Source organism: Chryseobacterium sp. DZ-32 (assembly GCF_059587025.1).
Genome location: NZ_JCAIOM010000011.1, coordinates 103,802 through 120,192, shown reverse-complemented (window position 1 = coordinate 120,192; position 16,391 = coordinate 103,802). Strand labels below are relative to the sequence as shown.

The window sequence follows — 16,391 nt, the reverse complement described above, 5'->3', positions numbered from 1 at the left end:
AATAACGGCTCCCATCATTCCCCTCCCACGGAGGGGTGGCAAAAATTCAAAGAATTTTTGACGGGGTGGTTCTATACCTAATAACATTAAACATTAAACATTGAATTTTTCGCTTTTCACCATATATTAATTATCATTCACTACATATCATTAAAGTTTGTATATTTGATAAGTTTGTGTAAAATCAAAAATTATCTTTAATGAAAAAGCTAAATATTGGAATACTTGCCCTTTCAGGTATTGTATTTCTTAATTCGTGTGGTACAGCTAAGACTGCAGGGACAGAGAATAAAACTGAAGCTACGGCAAAAGTAGCCGAACCGGTAAAAGAAGAAGCAAAAGAAGAGGGAATTAATTTATCGTATATGGATACAAGTGTCCGTCCACAGGATGACTTTTTTAGCTATGTGAACGGAAACTGGGTGAAAACGACTCAGATTCCTTCCGATAAAGCCAACTGGGGTTCTTTCAATGCCTTGAGAGAAAATGTAGATGATGCTTCATTAGATATTTTGAACAAAATCCTTACAGAATCATACCCTGCAGGATCAGAAGGGCAGAAAATCCAGAATCTTTACGCTTCTTTTATGGATACAAATAAAAGAAATACGGAAGGTCTGGCACCAATTAAAGCTGATCTTGCCAAAATAGATGCTATTAAGACTCTTGCTGATCTTCAGAAATACCTTTTGGAAGCTACAAGATTAGGAGATAATTCTTTCTACGGATGGAGAGTAGGTGCTGATATGAAGAATTCCAAGATGAATGCGGTGTATCTTGGTGGTCCGGATCTTGGTTTGGGAAGAGATTATTACCAGAAAGTAAATGATGCCAATACAAAAACACTGGCCGAATATCAGACGTATGTTGGAAAGTTATTCGGAGTTTTAGGATATAAAAATACAACTCAGGCTGCACATAATGTGGTAGACTTTGAAAAACAGCTTGCCAATTACTTGCTGACACTTGAGCAGAACAGAGATGCCAACTTAAGATACAACCCTAAAAATGTATCTGAATTATCAGGTCTTGTGAAAAACGTTGATCTTGCCAAATACCTGAAAGATGCAGGTGTAAACACAGACAGAGTGATCATCGGAGAACTGAAATACTACCAGAATATGGATCAGTTCATTACCCAGAAAAACCTTCCTCTGCTGAAAGACTATCTGAAATACCATATCATCAATGGAAACGCAAGCAACCTGGATGACAATTTAGAGCAGATCAGATTCGATTTCTATGCCAAATATTTACAGGGACAAAAAGAACAGCGCCCGATGAACAAAAGAGGGCTTACCCTTGTCAATGGTGTTCTTGGTGAAGCTTTCGGAAAACTTTATGTAGACAAATACTTCACTCCAGAAGCTAAAAAGCAGATGGAAACGTATATTGATTACCTTTTAAAATCATTCAAAACCCACATCGCAAACATAGACTGGATGTCTCCTGAAACCAAAGTGAAAGCTCAGGAAAAATTATCCAAGTTTACCGTAAAAATAGCTTACCCTGACAAATGGAAAGATTATACACAATTGAAAGTAGAATCTCCAAAAGAAGGAGCTACGCTTTATTCAAACCTTCAGAATGTTGCTGCATGGCAATATCAGAGAAGCTTAGATAAAGTAGGAAAACCGGTTGATAAAACAGAATGGGGAATGTCTCCACAAACTGTAAATGCTTACTACAGCGGATCAAACAACGAAATTGTATTCCCGGCAGCCATTCTTCAGCCTCCTTTCTACAATCCTAAAGCGGATGCTGCAGTGAACTTCGGAGGAATCGGAGCCGTAATCGGTCACGAAATTTCTCACGGATTTGACGACAGCGGTTCCCGTTTCGATGGAGACGGTAACCTGAATAACTGGTGGACGGATGCAGACCGTAAAAACTTTGATGCAAAAGTAGGCCAGTTAGCTGCTCAGTACAGTGCTTACGAACCTGTAAAAGGAAGCTTCGTGAACGGTAAATTTACAAGTGGTGAAAACATTGGTGACTTAGGTGGAGTGGCAGTGGCTTATGATGCCCTTCAGATGTACTTAAAAGATAAAGGAAACCCTGGAAAGATCAGCGGATTCACTCAGGATCAGAGATTTTTCATGAGCTGGGCAACAGTTTGGAGAACGAAAGCTACCGATCAGTATATGATCAACCAGGTGAAAACCGATCCTCACTCTCCGGGAATGTTCAGGGCATTTGGTCCGTTGGTCAATCAGGACTCATTCATTAAAGCATTTGATATCAAACCGGGAGACAAAATGTATAAAGCTCCTCAGGACAGAATAAAAATCTGGTAATTTTACCTTAAATTGTTAGACAAGAAAGAATCCGCCTCACTTGAGGCGGATTCTCTTTTTAATATTCTTTCTTATAATTCCGGAGCACAAACTTTATTCCGGTTTCTATAATATCTCCCATGGTTTTACAATACTTGAAATTGACATCGTAAGTGAGTTTTTGTAAGGCTGTCCTTAGTTCTATGACATTGGCTTCCGGCGCAATATTGTCTTTTTTCATAATAGAAATGAGCTCATAAAATCTGTTTTGGCTGCTCGTAACTCTTTTTACAATCTGCGAACGCACTTCCTTACGGTACTGTTCTATAGAACTTGGCTTCAGTTTTTCCAGAACCATATTCACCATCTGATTGTTTTCTTTAAAATACTGGGGAAGATATACTTTCAGATTTCCCTCGTAAGTCTGCTGATCAAAATCGATGGGACGGATTCTGTAAATCACCTGGTCGAAATCATGGATGGGAATCACCACATAATTATAAGAACGCATGTCACCAAGAAGCCCGATAAGGCAGCGTTCGTTGAATTTCACAAATTCCTTGGAGATCTGTGCTTTTTCCAGTTCTGTACAGTTGGGCAGATGTTTCTGAATAAAGATATCCCCGGGAATTCCTAGGATATGCTCTTCAATCAGAGTGTTTTTATACACCAGAAAGTTAATCCGGTTGGGAGAAAGCAGATCTTCAAGTTCCAGTCCGAATATCCGGGAAGCATCAGCCTGTTTAATATAAAAATAGGTATAATTATCATTCAGTACATTTCTCACCCGGATCCGGAAGGGTTTTGAATTTCCGAAAGTACAAAAATCGATGGTATCCACTGTCAGATAAGGTAGCGTAGCGGTATCTCCATCAGAATGAAGGAGGGTGTAAATTTTATTTAAATTAGCTTCTATTTCTTTAAACTCATATTCAGAATACAATACTCCAAGCCATAAGGTATCTTTTCCTTCCTTATCCAGAATACTCACACTATCATTAAATCTCAAAAGATCTTCATACAGAAACTTAATTTTGGTGGTTCTGTTGTACTTTTCCAAATATTGCTGTAATGCTTCTGAAACTGGAAATATCGGTTTTCTGAACGCTATTTTTACATCTTTCATAACACTGTTCACTTTCTTTAAATATAAAGAATATTTTCTTGTAAAGTCTGAGGATTTCTTATTTTAACATTCATTTTACCATTTTGTACAGAGTACGAGAACGAAAAATTATTTAATTTTTCTTGAAAGACTTTATTTATTTTTTCATAGCTTAGTGATATCGTAATACGGTGATTTTATGTTGAATAAATGCAGGAGAATTTTGATGATCCAAGAAAAATCTTAGTAAAATTTTGTATGTTACAGTTTTTTTTTAAATTTAAACATTGGATTGGTAATTTATTTGATTCATCGGTAAATTACTCAAGGACAGATCCAAACCAAAATAGTAAATCTCAAAATAACAATAATATGGCAATGTTTAATTATGGTGTTGGCGGAAACGAGGTAAAAGTAGACGCTAATGAAGCTATTCAGGAAATACAGGAAAATAAATCACTGATAGTAAGCCAGCTTACAACAGAAGAGTCTTATACCCCTGAAATCGTAACAGGATTAAAAACAGTGGAAGACGTTTTCAGACATTTCCAGCCTTCAGTATCGGTACAGCACGAAACAGAAGATGGTGGAGTGGTAGAAGAAGAATTCCGTTTTCAAAACCTTGGAGACTTTACCCCTAAAAGCCTTACTCAGAAGTCGGATTATCTGCAGCAATTGAGCATGGAACAGGAGCAGTACAATAAAATAGTACGTCAGCTGAAAACAAACAAAATTCTACGCAATATGCTGGAGAACGATCAGACAAGAGCTGCGTTCATAGAGGTATTGAAAGAAGTGGCACAAGAACTTGAAAAATAATTAAAGACTTACATTAAATCATGGATAGCAAATTACAGGCACAAGAAAGCCAGCAGCAGGGTCAGCAGCAACACGCAGGGCAGCCGAAGGGCAACCCGCTTGCAGAGCTAAATAAAATGGGAGGATTTGGCTTTGTTGAATCCGTTGTAGACGGTATTGCCAATATGAACCCAACAAGAAAGGCAAGAAAAGAAATCTTCCTGAACGACAGCAATAAAGCAGAAGAAAGAAAAGAACTTCTTCAGAAGATCAACCTTTGGGTAAACCTTTTAGAAGGTAGCGAATCTGCTGATAAAATGGCTGATACGTGCAAAAGTAAAGCACAACAGGCCGACGAGAATTTAAAGAAAAACTTAAAAAATACACTGGATGCTGTTCGCATGCTGGAGACCAACTACAGAACAGTAGCGCAATTCTACAAAAATACAGAATTGGATAAAGTGGATAACGTAAGTATCGTCAATGCAAGCCTTGAGCAGGTTTCCGATCTGGATAATCCTTTGTTCATTGATGCTATTTCAGAAGAATTCAAAAATTATTATGACCGTCTTGACCTTAGAGATAACTACTCAATCCTTGCCATACCTGGATATTTAGGATCAAACAAGGTCATCGAGAAGTGGGCAAAAATCTGTAACGAAAACAAAGTAATGATGGTTACAGACTTCGCCAACCTTGATAAGCCGGATGATGTAGTAGACTTATTCCACTCTGCAAACCTTACTGGAGGTGAGCTTCACAGAAGTAACGTTATCATGACGTGTAACTGGCTGGTAGGACGTGGTAAAGCTGAAGAAGTAGGGGAAGAAGAAAACGTAGAACTTCCGCCTTCCACTTCATTAGCAGGAAAAATCCATAAAACACTGATGTCTCAGGTGGCAGCAGGTAAAAAACATGGTAACATCAACGAAGTAGACGCTGTAAAATTCGAGCTTAAGAAAAGTGAAATTTCTCAGCTGGAAAAAATGGGTCTTGTACCAATGGTTAACGAATACGGAAAAATTATGGCTTTCTCAGCGAAGACCTTATTTACAGGAGACAATATCGGTCTTCAGACCTATTCCGTAGTTCGTGTATTCGACTATGTAACCAAAGTATTACTTGATTTCCTTAACAGAAGAGCTTTCGAAAACTGGAATGCTAAAAACGAAGACGATTTAAGAAGACAGATTGTAACGTTCCTTGACAATATCAAAGGACCGGACAAGCTGATCGAGAAATTCAAAATTGTTCGTTTCGAGCAGGATAGAGTAAACAAAGACAGAGTATGGCTGGATATCCGTATGACCCCTTATTTCCCTACAAAAAGTTTCGTTATTAAATTGGACGGACACAAAGGAGATGATGGTAACGAATGGGATGCAGAATATACTCAGGAGTAACATAAACATACTTTACATAACAAAAACCGATGCAATATTACATCGGTTTTTTTTCAACCAACACCTATGAAATTGAATATGAATAAGAAACTTATCATTGGTTTACCAATGTTATCAATGGTGCTTTTGATAAGTTGTGAAAAAAAATACCAAAGTCCGGGCACTTACGAAAATGATCTTTTCGCACAGGAACGTCAGGAAGGAAAAGCATACATCATGAATGAAGATGAATGTTTTGATGGAAGTGAACTCGTACTTGCAAGTTCAGAGGTAAAACTTTCAGACAGTTCAAAAGGCCGTGGAAAATCATTCTATCTCTATAAAGTGAAATCCGGAAAAGTATTGAAAACAGTAAGAGATTCTATGGTAGATATGCCAATGCTGTTTTTATCTCAATACAAATTAAAGATCAAAAATACAGATTCTATGTATGTGTATCTGAAGAAGCTTGAAGGGTATCGTTTTATAGCCAAAGACAGAAACCTTAAGTATCAGTGGTTAAAAGCGGCTCCGGTATATTCTGTTGAGAAGAATTAACTTTAAATTCAGGTTTTTTATATCACTATATCATGATTTTTTTTACTTTTGTTTTTGAACAAACACAAAAACAAAATGAAAAAGAATGTAACTCTGTATGAGGATATAATCCTTCATCCTCTCCTACAATTTAATCTGAAAAGTAGTACCTGTCCCAATAACTTCCGACTGAAAGCTATTTAAATTCTATCAGCGATGACAGGAAATATTGCCGGGGATCAGAATCCTCGGGTTGGAACAACATGTTCCTACGAAATAAAGCCTTCAGTACTTTCATTTGTACTGAATGGGGACTTTGAATGGTATCTTTATAAGAAACAGAAAAACGGAAGCTGGAAAGACATCACCGGAAAGCCCAAGACCGGTGAAAAAGTGACATACAACTTTGGAGAAATAGCGCTGGGAGTAGAATTTCAAATGAAGGTGTATGAAATTAAAAAAGGGATTTTACCCGGCCTTCCTGTTACCAGGGAACTGGCTGGCAGCCTTATAATAGTTCCTATCAGCAACAAGGTTCCGAAGATTGATAAAGTAGTCCTCTTTAACAGAGGAACAAAAGATTTCAATACGGCCAGCTACCGTGATACTCTTATTGCGCAGGCTCACTGCATCGCAATGTTTAATAAAGAAATTGAATTTCACCTTTGGGAAGATGACGCTCCTGGAAAAGGGCACGATGCCGGTATTAACAAAAACAACCGTCACATCCGCAGCTATAAGGCTCGCGTCAATGAAAAAGGAATTGCGGAAGTATCTATTCATTTAATGTCTGATGAAAAAATTCTTCGTCAGATGGCTAATCAGTTTCTGATGAAAGGTGACAGAAATGAAGGCGCGAATCATGAATATTATGTTACAGCCACTTATTCAGGGCAAATTCAGGGAGCCAGCCAGGTGAATGTAGATGTAGTCAACCCTGATTATAAGGGACAACCTCAACCCAAACCTAAGCCGCAGCCTGAGAAACACACACCAAAATTTCCTGTCGGACCAGAAGGTGGTCCCAAACAGCCGGATCCTAAAGGTAATATTATAGAAGCGGTTTTCATTGATGATACAGGAAAAGAGCTTTCCAAAGTAGCTGTAGGAGATAAAGTTAGGGTCAGAATTCACTCCAAAAATATGGTGGGAAAACACATCCAATATGTCATCTGGAAATATGATTCCACATCCACTCATGAAGTTTATAGAAGTGCAATGATTAAAATTCCTGCCGATGTATATGATACCTCAGGATTTATCATTACAAAAGTGAGTTCTGAAAAAGGAATAGGCTTTCCTATCGGCAATCTGAATTCCTATACACAAAACTATTTTATAGAAATTATCTCCAAAGATCTTTCTGCAGAATCTCAGAAATTTGGGGTAAATTCGGATGGACTGATGGAAATGGAGAAGGTGAAGAGTGCGGTGGTGGTGCAGAAGACTCAAGCTCCTAAACCTGAAACCGGAAAATGTCCGAATTGTGACAAAGATGTTACTTTAGATCAAATGAAAAAAATATTCCCTGACTGTCAAGATGAAACTAAACTTAAATCAGTCATGGAAGCATATAATAAATATATGTCAAAATTTCAGATGAATACATGTTGGAATAAGGCTCATTTTTTTGCACAAACCAGAATAGAAGCTGGAACATCTTTACATATTAAAGATGAAGGCTTAAATTATTCTGTTAAGAGATTAATTGAAGGTGACAGATATAAAGGCAAAAATTGGGTTAAGGGAGACCCAATAAAAAAAATAGGAGGCTACTATCTTGACGGGGAATTTAAAAGTCGGCCTTTCTCATATTTTGACATTCATAAAGAAGATGCTAATAAATATGGTCGAAAAGATTTAAACAAAGCGAATGATAATGGTATACAAAAAGCTAATCAGGAGATGATAGCAAATTTAGTATATGATGATAAGAACCGTCCAGTTAAAGCCAAATTAGGAAATACAAAAGATGGAGATGGTTGGAGATACCGAGGAAGAGGATTCATTCAACTAACAGGTAGAAATAATTATACAGCAGCTAGTAAATACACTGAAAAATATGCTAATATTGAAATTATATCTGATGAAGGAGCTAATAAAGTAGGCACTAATGCAGAAGTTGCAATGCTAGCTTGTATGGGATACTGGGTTGCAGATGAAAGAACAATTCAGAAAAAAGCTAATGGAGAAAAAAATGTAAATTTAATTTCAAAATTAATTGGAACAGATGTAGATTGGAAGGGAAAGAAAAAATCATTCGATGAAATAACATCTATTTTATTTAAAGTAAACGAATGCATATATGGAAAGAAAGATAATGATACAGAAAAAGGAGATAAAAATCAATATGACATTAATGTAGATACTTTTGAAGTTAAAAAAATAACCACAAAATCCGATAGTATGGATTATGAATATAACATTTATCAATCAGGGCAGAAAATCAAAACTTATAATATCAAAAAAAACAGTCACAATCTTTTACCTTTTCCCGAAACAGGACCTAATTGGGGAAGGTTTGGAACAAGAGATAAAGGTGGAGATAACTGGGTAAATGAAAAAGTCTGTGCTGCATTATTAGGTTTCTTTTACTCTTTACCATTAAATAAGTATTCAAAAGCACTATATTTTAATGATATTTCGGCTTACGATGGCAGAAATATTGGACATGCGGGACACAACATAGCAGGAAATGATGTTGATATAAGATATCCAGGAAGTACAAATGGCGCACAAACACTTTGGAAGGATGCTATGAAAACATATAAAAATGAAGAAGCATTCATAAAAGATTTAGAAAATATATTAGATGTAGCTGTCAAATGGAAATTTATAAAAAACTACGCATATAAAAAGGGAATAAAGAACACAATTGGCAAAGCTACCGGTGTTCATCAAGATCATTTTCATATCGGATATAGATAATTAGTAATAATAAAAAATGAAAAAATTTGTAATCATTTTCTTTTCAGCAACAAGTCTTATTTGCTGTCAAAATAAAGAGAAAAATACAACAGTTGAAAATATAAATAATGATATAGATTTTATAAAAAAACATATGAGGCTTCAAGAAAAAATTGAGCTTTCTGAAAATGACACAAATACATCAAATCAGTATAAGCTAATAGATAAAGATTTAGAATTAGGTGGAGAGTTAACCTTACAAGGATTGAAAGAAAATGGTTATAAAGTACCTGAAAACAGCTTTTTTTCAAAGCAAATTAAGGATATTTTTGAAACACAGGAAGATTGTTCATGTACCTCAGTAAAGCAGCATCAAAATTTCACTACTTATTTTGTCAATTCGTCACAGGAACAAAATATTAAACAAACAGAATTTGATTACACTTATGATCATATATATGTTTATCCCAATCTTAAAATTTTAACAGATCTGCCTCTTTTAAATGATATTGTGGAGTTAAAAAACAATAATTTGAAAGTAAATTTAAATCAAACTATTATTGCTAGAAACAAATATTTATTTAACAACAGTAAAGGAGACTTGGCTTGGTTATTAGCTAATGACAAGGATTTTTTAAAAATATTACTTGTAAATTTTGGCTTTGATAAAGAGGATAAAATAAATGAAGTAATTCTAAATGATCTATTTCAAGAATATTCCAAAGAAACGCCAGAATCCTCTCAAAAAATAGGAAATATTTTATTTGTAAAAAATTGTGAAGGAAAACTAAGTATTAGAAAAAACTTACTTAAGTATATAGAAAAAAACACAACTAAAAATAATGATAAATATGTCTCTGCATTATCAAATTATGTGATTGGTATACTTTATAATGACAGTATAAAATCTCTATTTTCACCTGATGAAAAGGCTGAAATTGTAGCAAATATATCCAATATAGAAATCCCTGCATTCAACAACTATAAAGGTTTAAATACGGATTCTTGGAACTCGCAAGCTACTACATTGTTCTACCTTCAAAATAAAAGCACAATGAATCACCCTGAAGTACTAGATATTTTAAAAAAACACAACTATTTTGGTTATCCATATTTAAAAAAATATATTGAAAGCGGTGGCCTAGAAAACGAGAGTACAACTTCACCCCAAGATGATGATTATCAATAAATCCTAATAAATATCAACTAGTTCATAAACTATATATCCTGATGAGAACTTTTTAATTATTTATCTTTTTTTCATACGCAAATAGTAGGAATAGATAAGAGTAAAAAAGTTATACAATAACGGATTCACAAAAAAACTCCTTCAACATCAAAAACAGGAAAAATAAAATAAACCTATCTTTGCAGCATAGAAACAATGTTCAGGATGAAGAGAAAATCATCTCTTCAATGATTTAAAATAAGATTGGTTTTTGGAAAAAAATAGAACAGGTTCAGAATTCCTTCATATAGGAAACAGGCTTTTGGAGTGGTACAGAAATAATGCAAGAGATCTGCCTTTCAGACAGACAAAAGATCCGTACAAAATCTGGATCTGTGAAATTGTATTTCAGCAGACGAGAATCAATCAGGGATTGAATCATTATAATAATTTCATTAAACGATTTCCCGATGTAAAAACATTGGCAGAAGCTGAAGAAAACGAAGTTTTACTCTATTGGAAAGGATTGGGATATTATTCAAGAGCCATCAATATTCATAAAGCGGCCCGGCAGATCATGAACGATTATCAGGGTGTCTTTCCTCACGAATATGAAGAAATTTTAAAACTGAAAGGAGTAGGGAAATATACTGCAGCAGCTGTTTCAAGCATCTGCTTCGGGGGAAGAATGCCTGCCGTTGACGGAAATTTCTACCGTGTTCTGAGCCGTCTTTTTGCCGATGATTTTGATATTTCAAATTCAAGAGCGTTTACCTATTTTTCTGAACTGGCCGCCCTGGTAATGCCGGAAAATGTAGGAGACTTTAATCAGGCTATGATGGATATCGGCTCGGAAATCTGTAAACCCAAAAATCCGTTGTGCGGAGAATGCCCTGTAAATGAAGATTGTCTGGCATTTTCCATGCAAAAAATTTCAGATTATCCTGTAAAAACAAAAAAAGTAAAAGCAGAAGATCTTGCTTTGACCTATTATTTTGTTCATAAAAAAGGACAGTTTCTGATCCGTCAGAGAGCAGATGACTTCATATGGAAGAAATTATTTGAATTTCCCACAGCTATTCCTTCCGATATGGAACCCTTCATTACAGGTTCAAAAACAGTTACCCATAAACTGACTCATAAGAATTTAAGCATTGAAATTTGGAATGTCGAGGTTACTTCAGAAAAACAATGGAATGATTTTATCGCTGAAAATCAATACCTGATTACAGACCTTGAAGACTCTCATGAAAAATCCTTTCCGAAGCCTTTGGAAATTTACATTCAAAACGCACTGAAAGACTGAAATTTGTCTTCTGAAATCTGAAATCTAATTTGTACTTTTGCAAAATGATTAAAAAAGTCATTTTTATTTTTGTATCGCTGCTTTTAATTTCATGTGGAAAAGACCCTTCACCAAAACCTTATGGAGAACTGCGTCTTGAATATCCCGCACCGAAATACCAGAAGTTTGAAAACGATTGCGCCTATACCTTTGAGTATTCGGACTTTGCTTCCATAACGCCAGCCAAAAAACCTTGCTGGTTTTATCTGAACTATCCGAAAATGAAAGCTAAGCTTTTCGTTACTTATTATCCGATACAAAACGACTTTGCTGACCATATCAAGGAAGCTGAAAAAATGGTGTATGAACATACCATCAAAGCCAGTTCTATAGATACAAAATCCTTCGAATACCCTGAAAAGAAAGTATACGGGAACTTCTATGAACTGAAAGGGCAGAGCGCTTCCAATCTGCAATTCTACATTACAGACAGTACGAAACACTTCGTAACTGCTTACTTATACTTTAACACGAGGCCAAAACCGGACTCTCTTGCTCCCGCAGTAAATTATATCAAAAATGATATGAAACATCTGCTGGACACTTTTGAATGGAAAAAATAATTACTTTTAATATACATTGAAAAATATATGAAACTTTTAGTTGTAGGAAGTGTTGCATTTGATGCAATTGAAACACCATTTGGTAAAACGGACAAAATTTTAGGAGGTGCAGCCACTTATATCGGGATCACTTCATCAATTTTAGGCGTTAAATCCGGAATTGTTTCTGTAGTAGGAGGAGACTTTCCACAGGAACATCTGGATATGTTCACAGACAGAGATGTAAACATTGAAGGAATTGAAATCGTGAAAGAAGGAAAAACATTCTTCTGGTCCGGAAAATACCACAACGATCTGAATACAAGAGATACTTTGGCTACAGAAGTAAACGTGTTGGAGAACTTTGATCCGAAAATCCCGGATTCAATGCAGGATGCCGAAATTTTACTACTTGGAAACCTACACCCTGGAGTTCAGTTATCTGTACTTGAAAAAATGAACAACCGTCCTAAGCTGGTTATCCTTGATACCATGAATTTCTGGATGGATTCTGCATGGGATATCTTAATGGATATGATTGCAAAAACAGATGTTATTACCATCAATGATGAAGAGGCAAGACAGCTTTCAGGAGAATATTCTTTAGTGAAAGCAGCTAAAAAGATCCACACTATGGGTCCTGAATATGTGATCATTAAAAAAGGAGAGCACGGAGCTTTACTTTTCCATGACAATAAAGTATTTGCTATCCCGGCACTTCCTTTAGAAGATGTTTTCGATCCTACAGGAGCCGGAGATACTTTCGCCGGAGGTTTCGCGGCATATCTTGCTAAAAAAGGAAAAATTGATTTCGAAACGATGAAGTCTGCTCTTATCGTAGGATCTGCAATGGCTTCATTCACCGTAGAGAAATTCGGAACAGAAAGGATAGAGGAAGTAAACGAAGCTGATATGTTCAGCAGATTGAGACAATTCAAAGAATTGACAACATTTGATGTTGAACTGCAATAAATAAGTCTTTTTAAGAAATATTTATAATAAAAAATTGAAGGAAATTCGTTAAGAATTCTAAATTTGCAACTTGTTAAAATAGTAAAATGACAAATAAACTAAAAATCACTTTTCTTCTTGGGATTTTCATCATGATATTCTCTTCAAATATGATGAATGCTCAGCTAAAACAAGGAGATCTGGTGGATGGCATTGCAGCTGTTATCGGGGATGAGATTGTATTGGAATCTGATGTAATCGAGCAGATGAATTATGGTAAACAGCAGGGAGCTGCCAACACAGACAAATGTGAGTTCCTGGAAAATCTTATCAGCAATAAACTTCTTGTATACGAAGCAAAAAAAGATACGTTAATTGAAAACCGTTCTGCAGCAATCAAAGAACAAGCTAATGCAAAATACCGTCAGATGCTTTCCCAGTTTCCGGATGAAAAAACAATGCTTGCAGCCTATAAGTTCAGAAATGCGTATGAACTGAAAAATGCTATTGAAAAAATAGATACAGACCAGTATTACGGACAGGCGAAGTACCAGAGAGTTACTGATAAAGCAGACGTAACTCCAAATGAGGTAACTGATTTTTACAATATGTATAAAACACAGCTGCCACAGGTAAAAGATGAAGTTACTTTAGCTCAGATTATGATCTACCCGTCACTTACAGAAGCTCATAAACAAGACCTTATCAACAGACTAAAAAAAATCAAACAGGATATTATCGGAGGGGAAACTTTCGAAAGCCAGGCAAGAATTTATTCTGAAGATGAAGGGTCAGCTGCCAACGGAGGATTATATAAAAATATCAATAAAGGGCAGATGGTGAAGCCATTCGAAGCTGCTGCATTGAACCTTCAGGAAAATGAAATCTCAGATCCTGTTGAATCTGAATTCGGATTTCACATTATTCAGTTGGTGAAAAGATCCGGTAAAGTATATGATGCAAGACACATCTTGTTGAAAGCTGTTCCTACTGATGATGAGATCAAAACTGCAAAAGCAAAATTAGACAGTATCAGAGGTCTTATTATCGATGGTAAAATAACATTCAAAGATGCGGCTTTTAAATTCTCAGATGATAAAAGAACAAAATTCAACGCCGGGATCATTCCTGGAGCCGATGGTTCTGATAAAATTGAAAGAGAAAGTATCCCCGGAACAATCAGCTACGAATTGGCAGGTTTAAATAAAGGTGATATTACTACTGCTTTTGAAGATGAAGAGAACAAGAGAAAACAAATCAAGATCATCAAAGTGGAAGATGTGATTCCTTCTCACCAGATTACGCTGGAAACAGACTTCAGCAGAATCAAGCAGATGGCACTGAATAAAAAGAAAAGTGAAATGGTTGAAAAGTTTGTCAACTCCAAGTTACCGACAACCTTTATTTCAATTGACGGACGTTACGACAGCTGTAACTTTAAGTCTAACTGGAAGAAACAATCCTTAACAAAATAAAATCAAAGCCTTCAGAATTTCTGAAGGTTTTTTTTTATCATCGAACTTTATAAAGACGAAAATCCATGATGGAAAATATGGACAGATATTTCCCGGAAAACCATTGTTTTTAGTATTTTTACGCATGAGCAATTTTATAGATTTTAACGCTGCAAAAAAACTTCATGACATGGAGGCCACACACAATAGAATTTCACACCTTTTTACTATTAAATATCCCATTATCCAGGCTGGTATGATCTGGCATTCAGGATGGAGACTTGCTTCTGCCGTTTCCAACTGTGGAGGATTGGGAATAATAGGAGCAGGAAGTATGTATCCTGATATCCTGAGAGAAAATATCCGGAAATGTAAACTGGCAACAGATAAGCCATTTGGAGTAAATGTACCGATGTTATATCCTAATATTGAGGAAATCATTCAGATCATCCTTGAAGAAGGAGTGAAAATTGTATTTACATCAGCCGGTAACCCGAAAACCTATACGGAAACCCTTCAAAAAGAAGGAATAAAAGTAGCTCACGTTGTTTCTTCCACCAAATTCGCTGTAAAATGTGAAGATGCCGGAGTAGATGCCATTGTTGCAGAAGGTTTCGAAGCAGGAGGCCACAACGGAAGAGATGAAACCACCACATTCTGTCTTATTCCGAATGTAAAGAAACATATTTCTAAGCCGTTAATCGCTGCCGGAGGAATTGCTTTAGGTTCACAAATTAAAGCTGCAATGATTCTAGGTGCAGACGGTGTACAGATCGGTTCCCGTTTTGCTGCTACCCACGAAGCAAGTGCCCATGAAAACTGGAAAAAGAAAATTACAGAACTCCAGGAAGGAGATACACACCTTACGTTGAAAGAACTGGCGCCTGTAAGAATGGTTAAAAATAAATTCTTCAATGAGCTGGAAGATATTTATATGAACGGAAGAAACAAAGATGCTTTAATCGCATCGCTGGGAAGAGCCAGAGCAAAAAAAGGAATGTTTGAAGGAGATATGGAAGACGGAGAACTTGAAATAGGCCAGGTTTCTGCTTTAATTGATGAAATTCTTCCGGTTGAAACTGTTTTCAGCCATCTTTTAAAAGAATTTGAAGAAACGAAAATGCCGGTTTTTTAATATGATTTTATTCGATGGAAGGAAGAATAATTGATGTAAAGGGACAAAAATTATATATCGAACACAATAATCAATTTCAAGACAGGCCTACGATTGTTTTTCTGCATGATTCATTAGGATCTGTGCAGCTTTGGAGGGATTTTCCGGCAAAACTGTCTGAAGCAGCACAGTGCAATACTCTTGCTTATGACCGGTTAGGCTATGGTAAATCATTTCCTATGCTTACTCATGAACGGCCGGTACATTATATGGAACTGGAAGCAAATTTGTTGAATGATGTACTGATTGAAATGGATATTGATAACGCGATTCTCTTTGGGCACAGTGATGGGGGAACAATTGCTTTGATCACCGCTGCAAAATATCCCGAAAGAATAGAAGCCGTTATCTGTGAAGCTGGTCATATTTTTGTAGAAGAAACAACTTTAAAAGGAGTTTACGACGCATGGGAAGCTTACAAAACGACCAATCTTCCGGAACGTTTACAGAAATATCATGGCGATAAAGTAGAAATGCTTTTCAGAGCCTGGACAGAAACCTGGACACGGGATGATTACAGAACCTGGAATATAGAGTATTTCCTGAAAGATATTACAGCTCCGTTGTTATTTATTCAGGGAGAGGCTGATGAATATGGGACACTGGATCAGGTAGAAAAAACAGTGACTCAGGTCAGTGGAAGGTCGGAAAAATATATCATTCCCGGTATAGGCCATACACCACATAAAGAAGTACCTGAGCTTGTATTGGAGAAAGCGGCCGGATTTATCAGCAAATATTTCTAATATACA

Annotated in this window: 13 protein-coding genes; 12 read left to right on the top strand and 1 reads right to left on the bottom strand. The window is 36.1% G+C overall.

The window, feature by feature from the left end:
* Positions 1-200 precede the first annotated feature (200 nt).
* Positions 201-2,297 carry a M13 family metallopeptidase gene (locus tag AC59HC_RS14010; protein WP_202839698.1) on the top strand — a complete coding sequence of 699 codons (2,097 nt, stop codon included), beginning with the start codon at positions 201-203 and terminating at the stop codon, positions 2,295-2,297.
* A 58-nt stretch (positions 2,298-2,355) separates the two neighbouring features.
* Here AC59HC_RS14010 and AC59HC_RS14005 read toward each other — a convergent pair whose 3' ends face one another.
* Positions 2,356-3,402 carry a hypothetical protein gene (locus AC59HC_RS14005; protein WP_343643737.1) on the bottom strand — a complete coding sequence of 349 codons (1,047 nt, stop codon included), beginning with the start codon at positions 3,400-3,402 and terminating at the stop codon, positions 2,356-2,358.
* Positions 3,403-3,753: 351 nt separating this feature from the next.
* On the opposite strand from AC59HC_RS14005, the gene AC59HC_RS14000 reads away from it, so the two are divergent.
* The 11 genes from AC59HC_RS14000 to AC59HC_RS13950 all read left to right on the top strand — a co-directional run bounded on the left by AC59HC_RS14000 (position 3,754) and on the right by AC59HC_RS13950 (position 16,385).
* On the top strand, positions 3,754-4,200 hold the full coding sequence (locus tag AC59HC_RS14000) for a type VI secretion system contractile sheath small subunit (RefSeq protein ID WP_041461881.1): 447 nt from the start codon (positions 3,754-3,756) through the stop codon (positions 4,198-4,200).
* A gap of 20 nt (positions 4,201-4,220) precedes the next feature.
* Positions 4,221-5,582, top strand: a complete 1,362-nt coding sequence (locus AC59HC_RS13995; RefSeq protein WP_062676366.1) for a DUF5458 family protein — start codon at positions 4,221-4,223, stop codon at positions 5,580-5,582.
* Between the two features lie 78 nt (positions 5,583-5,660).
* A complete protein-coding gene (locus AC59HC_RS13990) occupies positions 5,661-6,119 on the top strand; it encodes a hypothetical protein (protein WP_238349606.1) in 459 nt (152 codons plus the stop codon).
* Between the two features lie 195 nt (positions 6,120-6,314).
* On the top strand, positions 6,315-9,026 hold the full coding sequence (locus tag AC59HC_RS13985; RefSeq protein ID WP_496558845.1) for a glycoside hydrolase family 19 protein: 2,712 nt from the start codon (positions 6,315-6,317) through the stop codon (positions 9,024-9,026).
* Between the two features lie 16 nt (positions 9,027-9,042).
* Positions 9,043-10,194: a hypothetical protein gene (locus AC59HC_RS13980; protein ID WP_216445118.1), complete on the top strand. Its 1,152-nt coding sequence runs from the start codon at positions 9,043-9,045 to the stop codon at positions 10,192-10,194.
* A 250-nt stretch (positions 10,195-10,444) separates the two neighbouring features.
* The gene (mutY, locus tag AC59HC_RS13975) at positions 10,445-11,479 is read left to right on the top strand and encodes an A/G-specific adenine glycosylase (protein WP_343643918.1); all 1,035 of its coding nucleotides are present in this window, start codon (positions 10,445-10,447) and stop codon (positions 11,477-11,479) included.
* 44 nt (positions 11,480-11,523) lie between these two features.
* Positions 11,524-12,081, top strand: a complete 558-nt coding sequence (gene gldD / locus AC59HC_RS13970; protein ID WP_110009162.1) for a gliding motility lipoprotein GldD — start codon at positions 11,524-11,526, stop codon at positions 12,079-12,081.
* Positions 12,082-12,108: 27 nt separating this feature from the next.
* Positions 12,109-13,032 (top strand): PfkB family carbohydrate kinase, encoded by a 924-nt coding sequence (locus tag AC59HC_RS13965; protein WP_079240824.1) that lies wholly within the window; start codon positions 12,109-12,111, stop codon positions 13,030-13,032.
* Between the two features lie 86 nt (positions 13,033-13,118).
* Positions 13,119-14,486: a peptidylprolyl isomerase gene (locus AC59HC_RS13960; RefSeq protein WP_202839682.1), complete on the top strand. Its 1,368-nt coding sequence runs from the start codon at positions 13,119-13,121 to the stop codon at positions 14,484-14,486.
* Between the two features lie 169 nt (positions 14,487-14,655).
* Positions 14,656-15,600 (top strand): NAD(P)H-dependent flavin oxidoreductase, encoded by a 945-nt coding sequence (locus AC59HC_RS13955; protein ID WP_227944058.1) that lies wholly within the window; start codon positions 14,656-14,658, stop codon positions 15,598-15,600.
* Positions 15,601-15,614: 14 nt separating this feature from the next.
* Positions 15,615-16,385 (top strand): alpha/beta fold hydrolase, encoded by a 771-nt coding sequence (locus tag AC59HC_RS13950; protein WP_496558844.1) that lies wholly within the window; start codon positions 15,615-15,617, stop codon positions 16,383-16,385.
* Positions 16,386-16,391 lie beyond the last annotated feature (6 nt).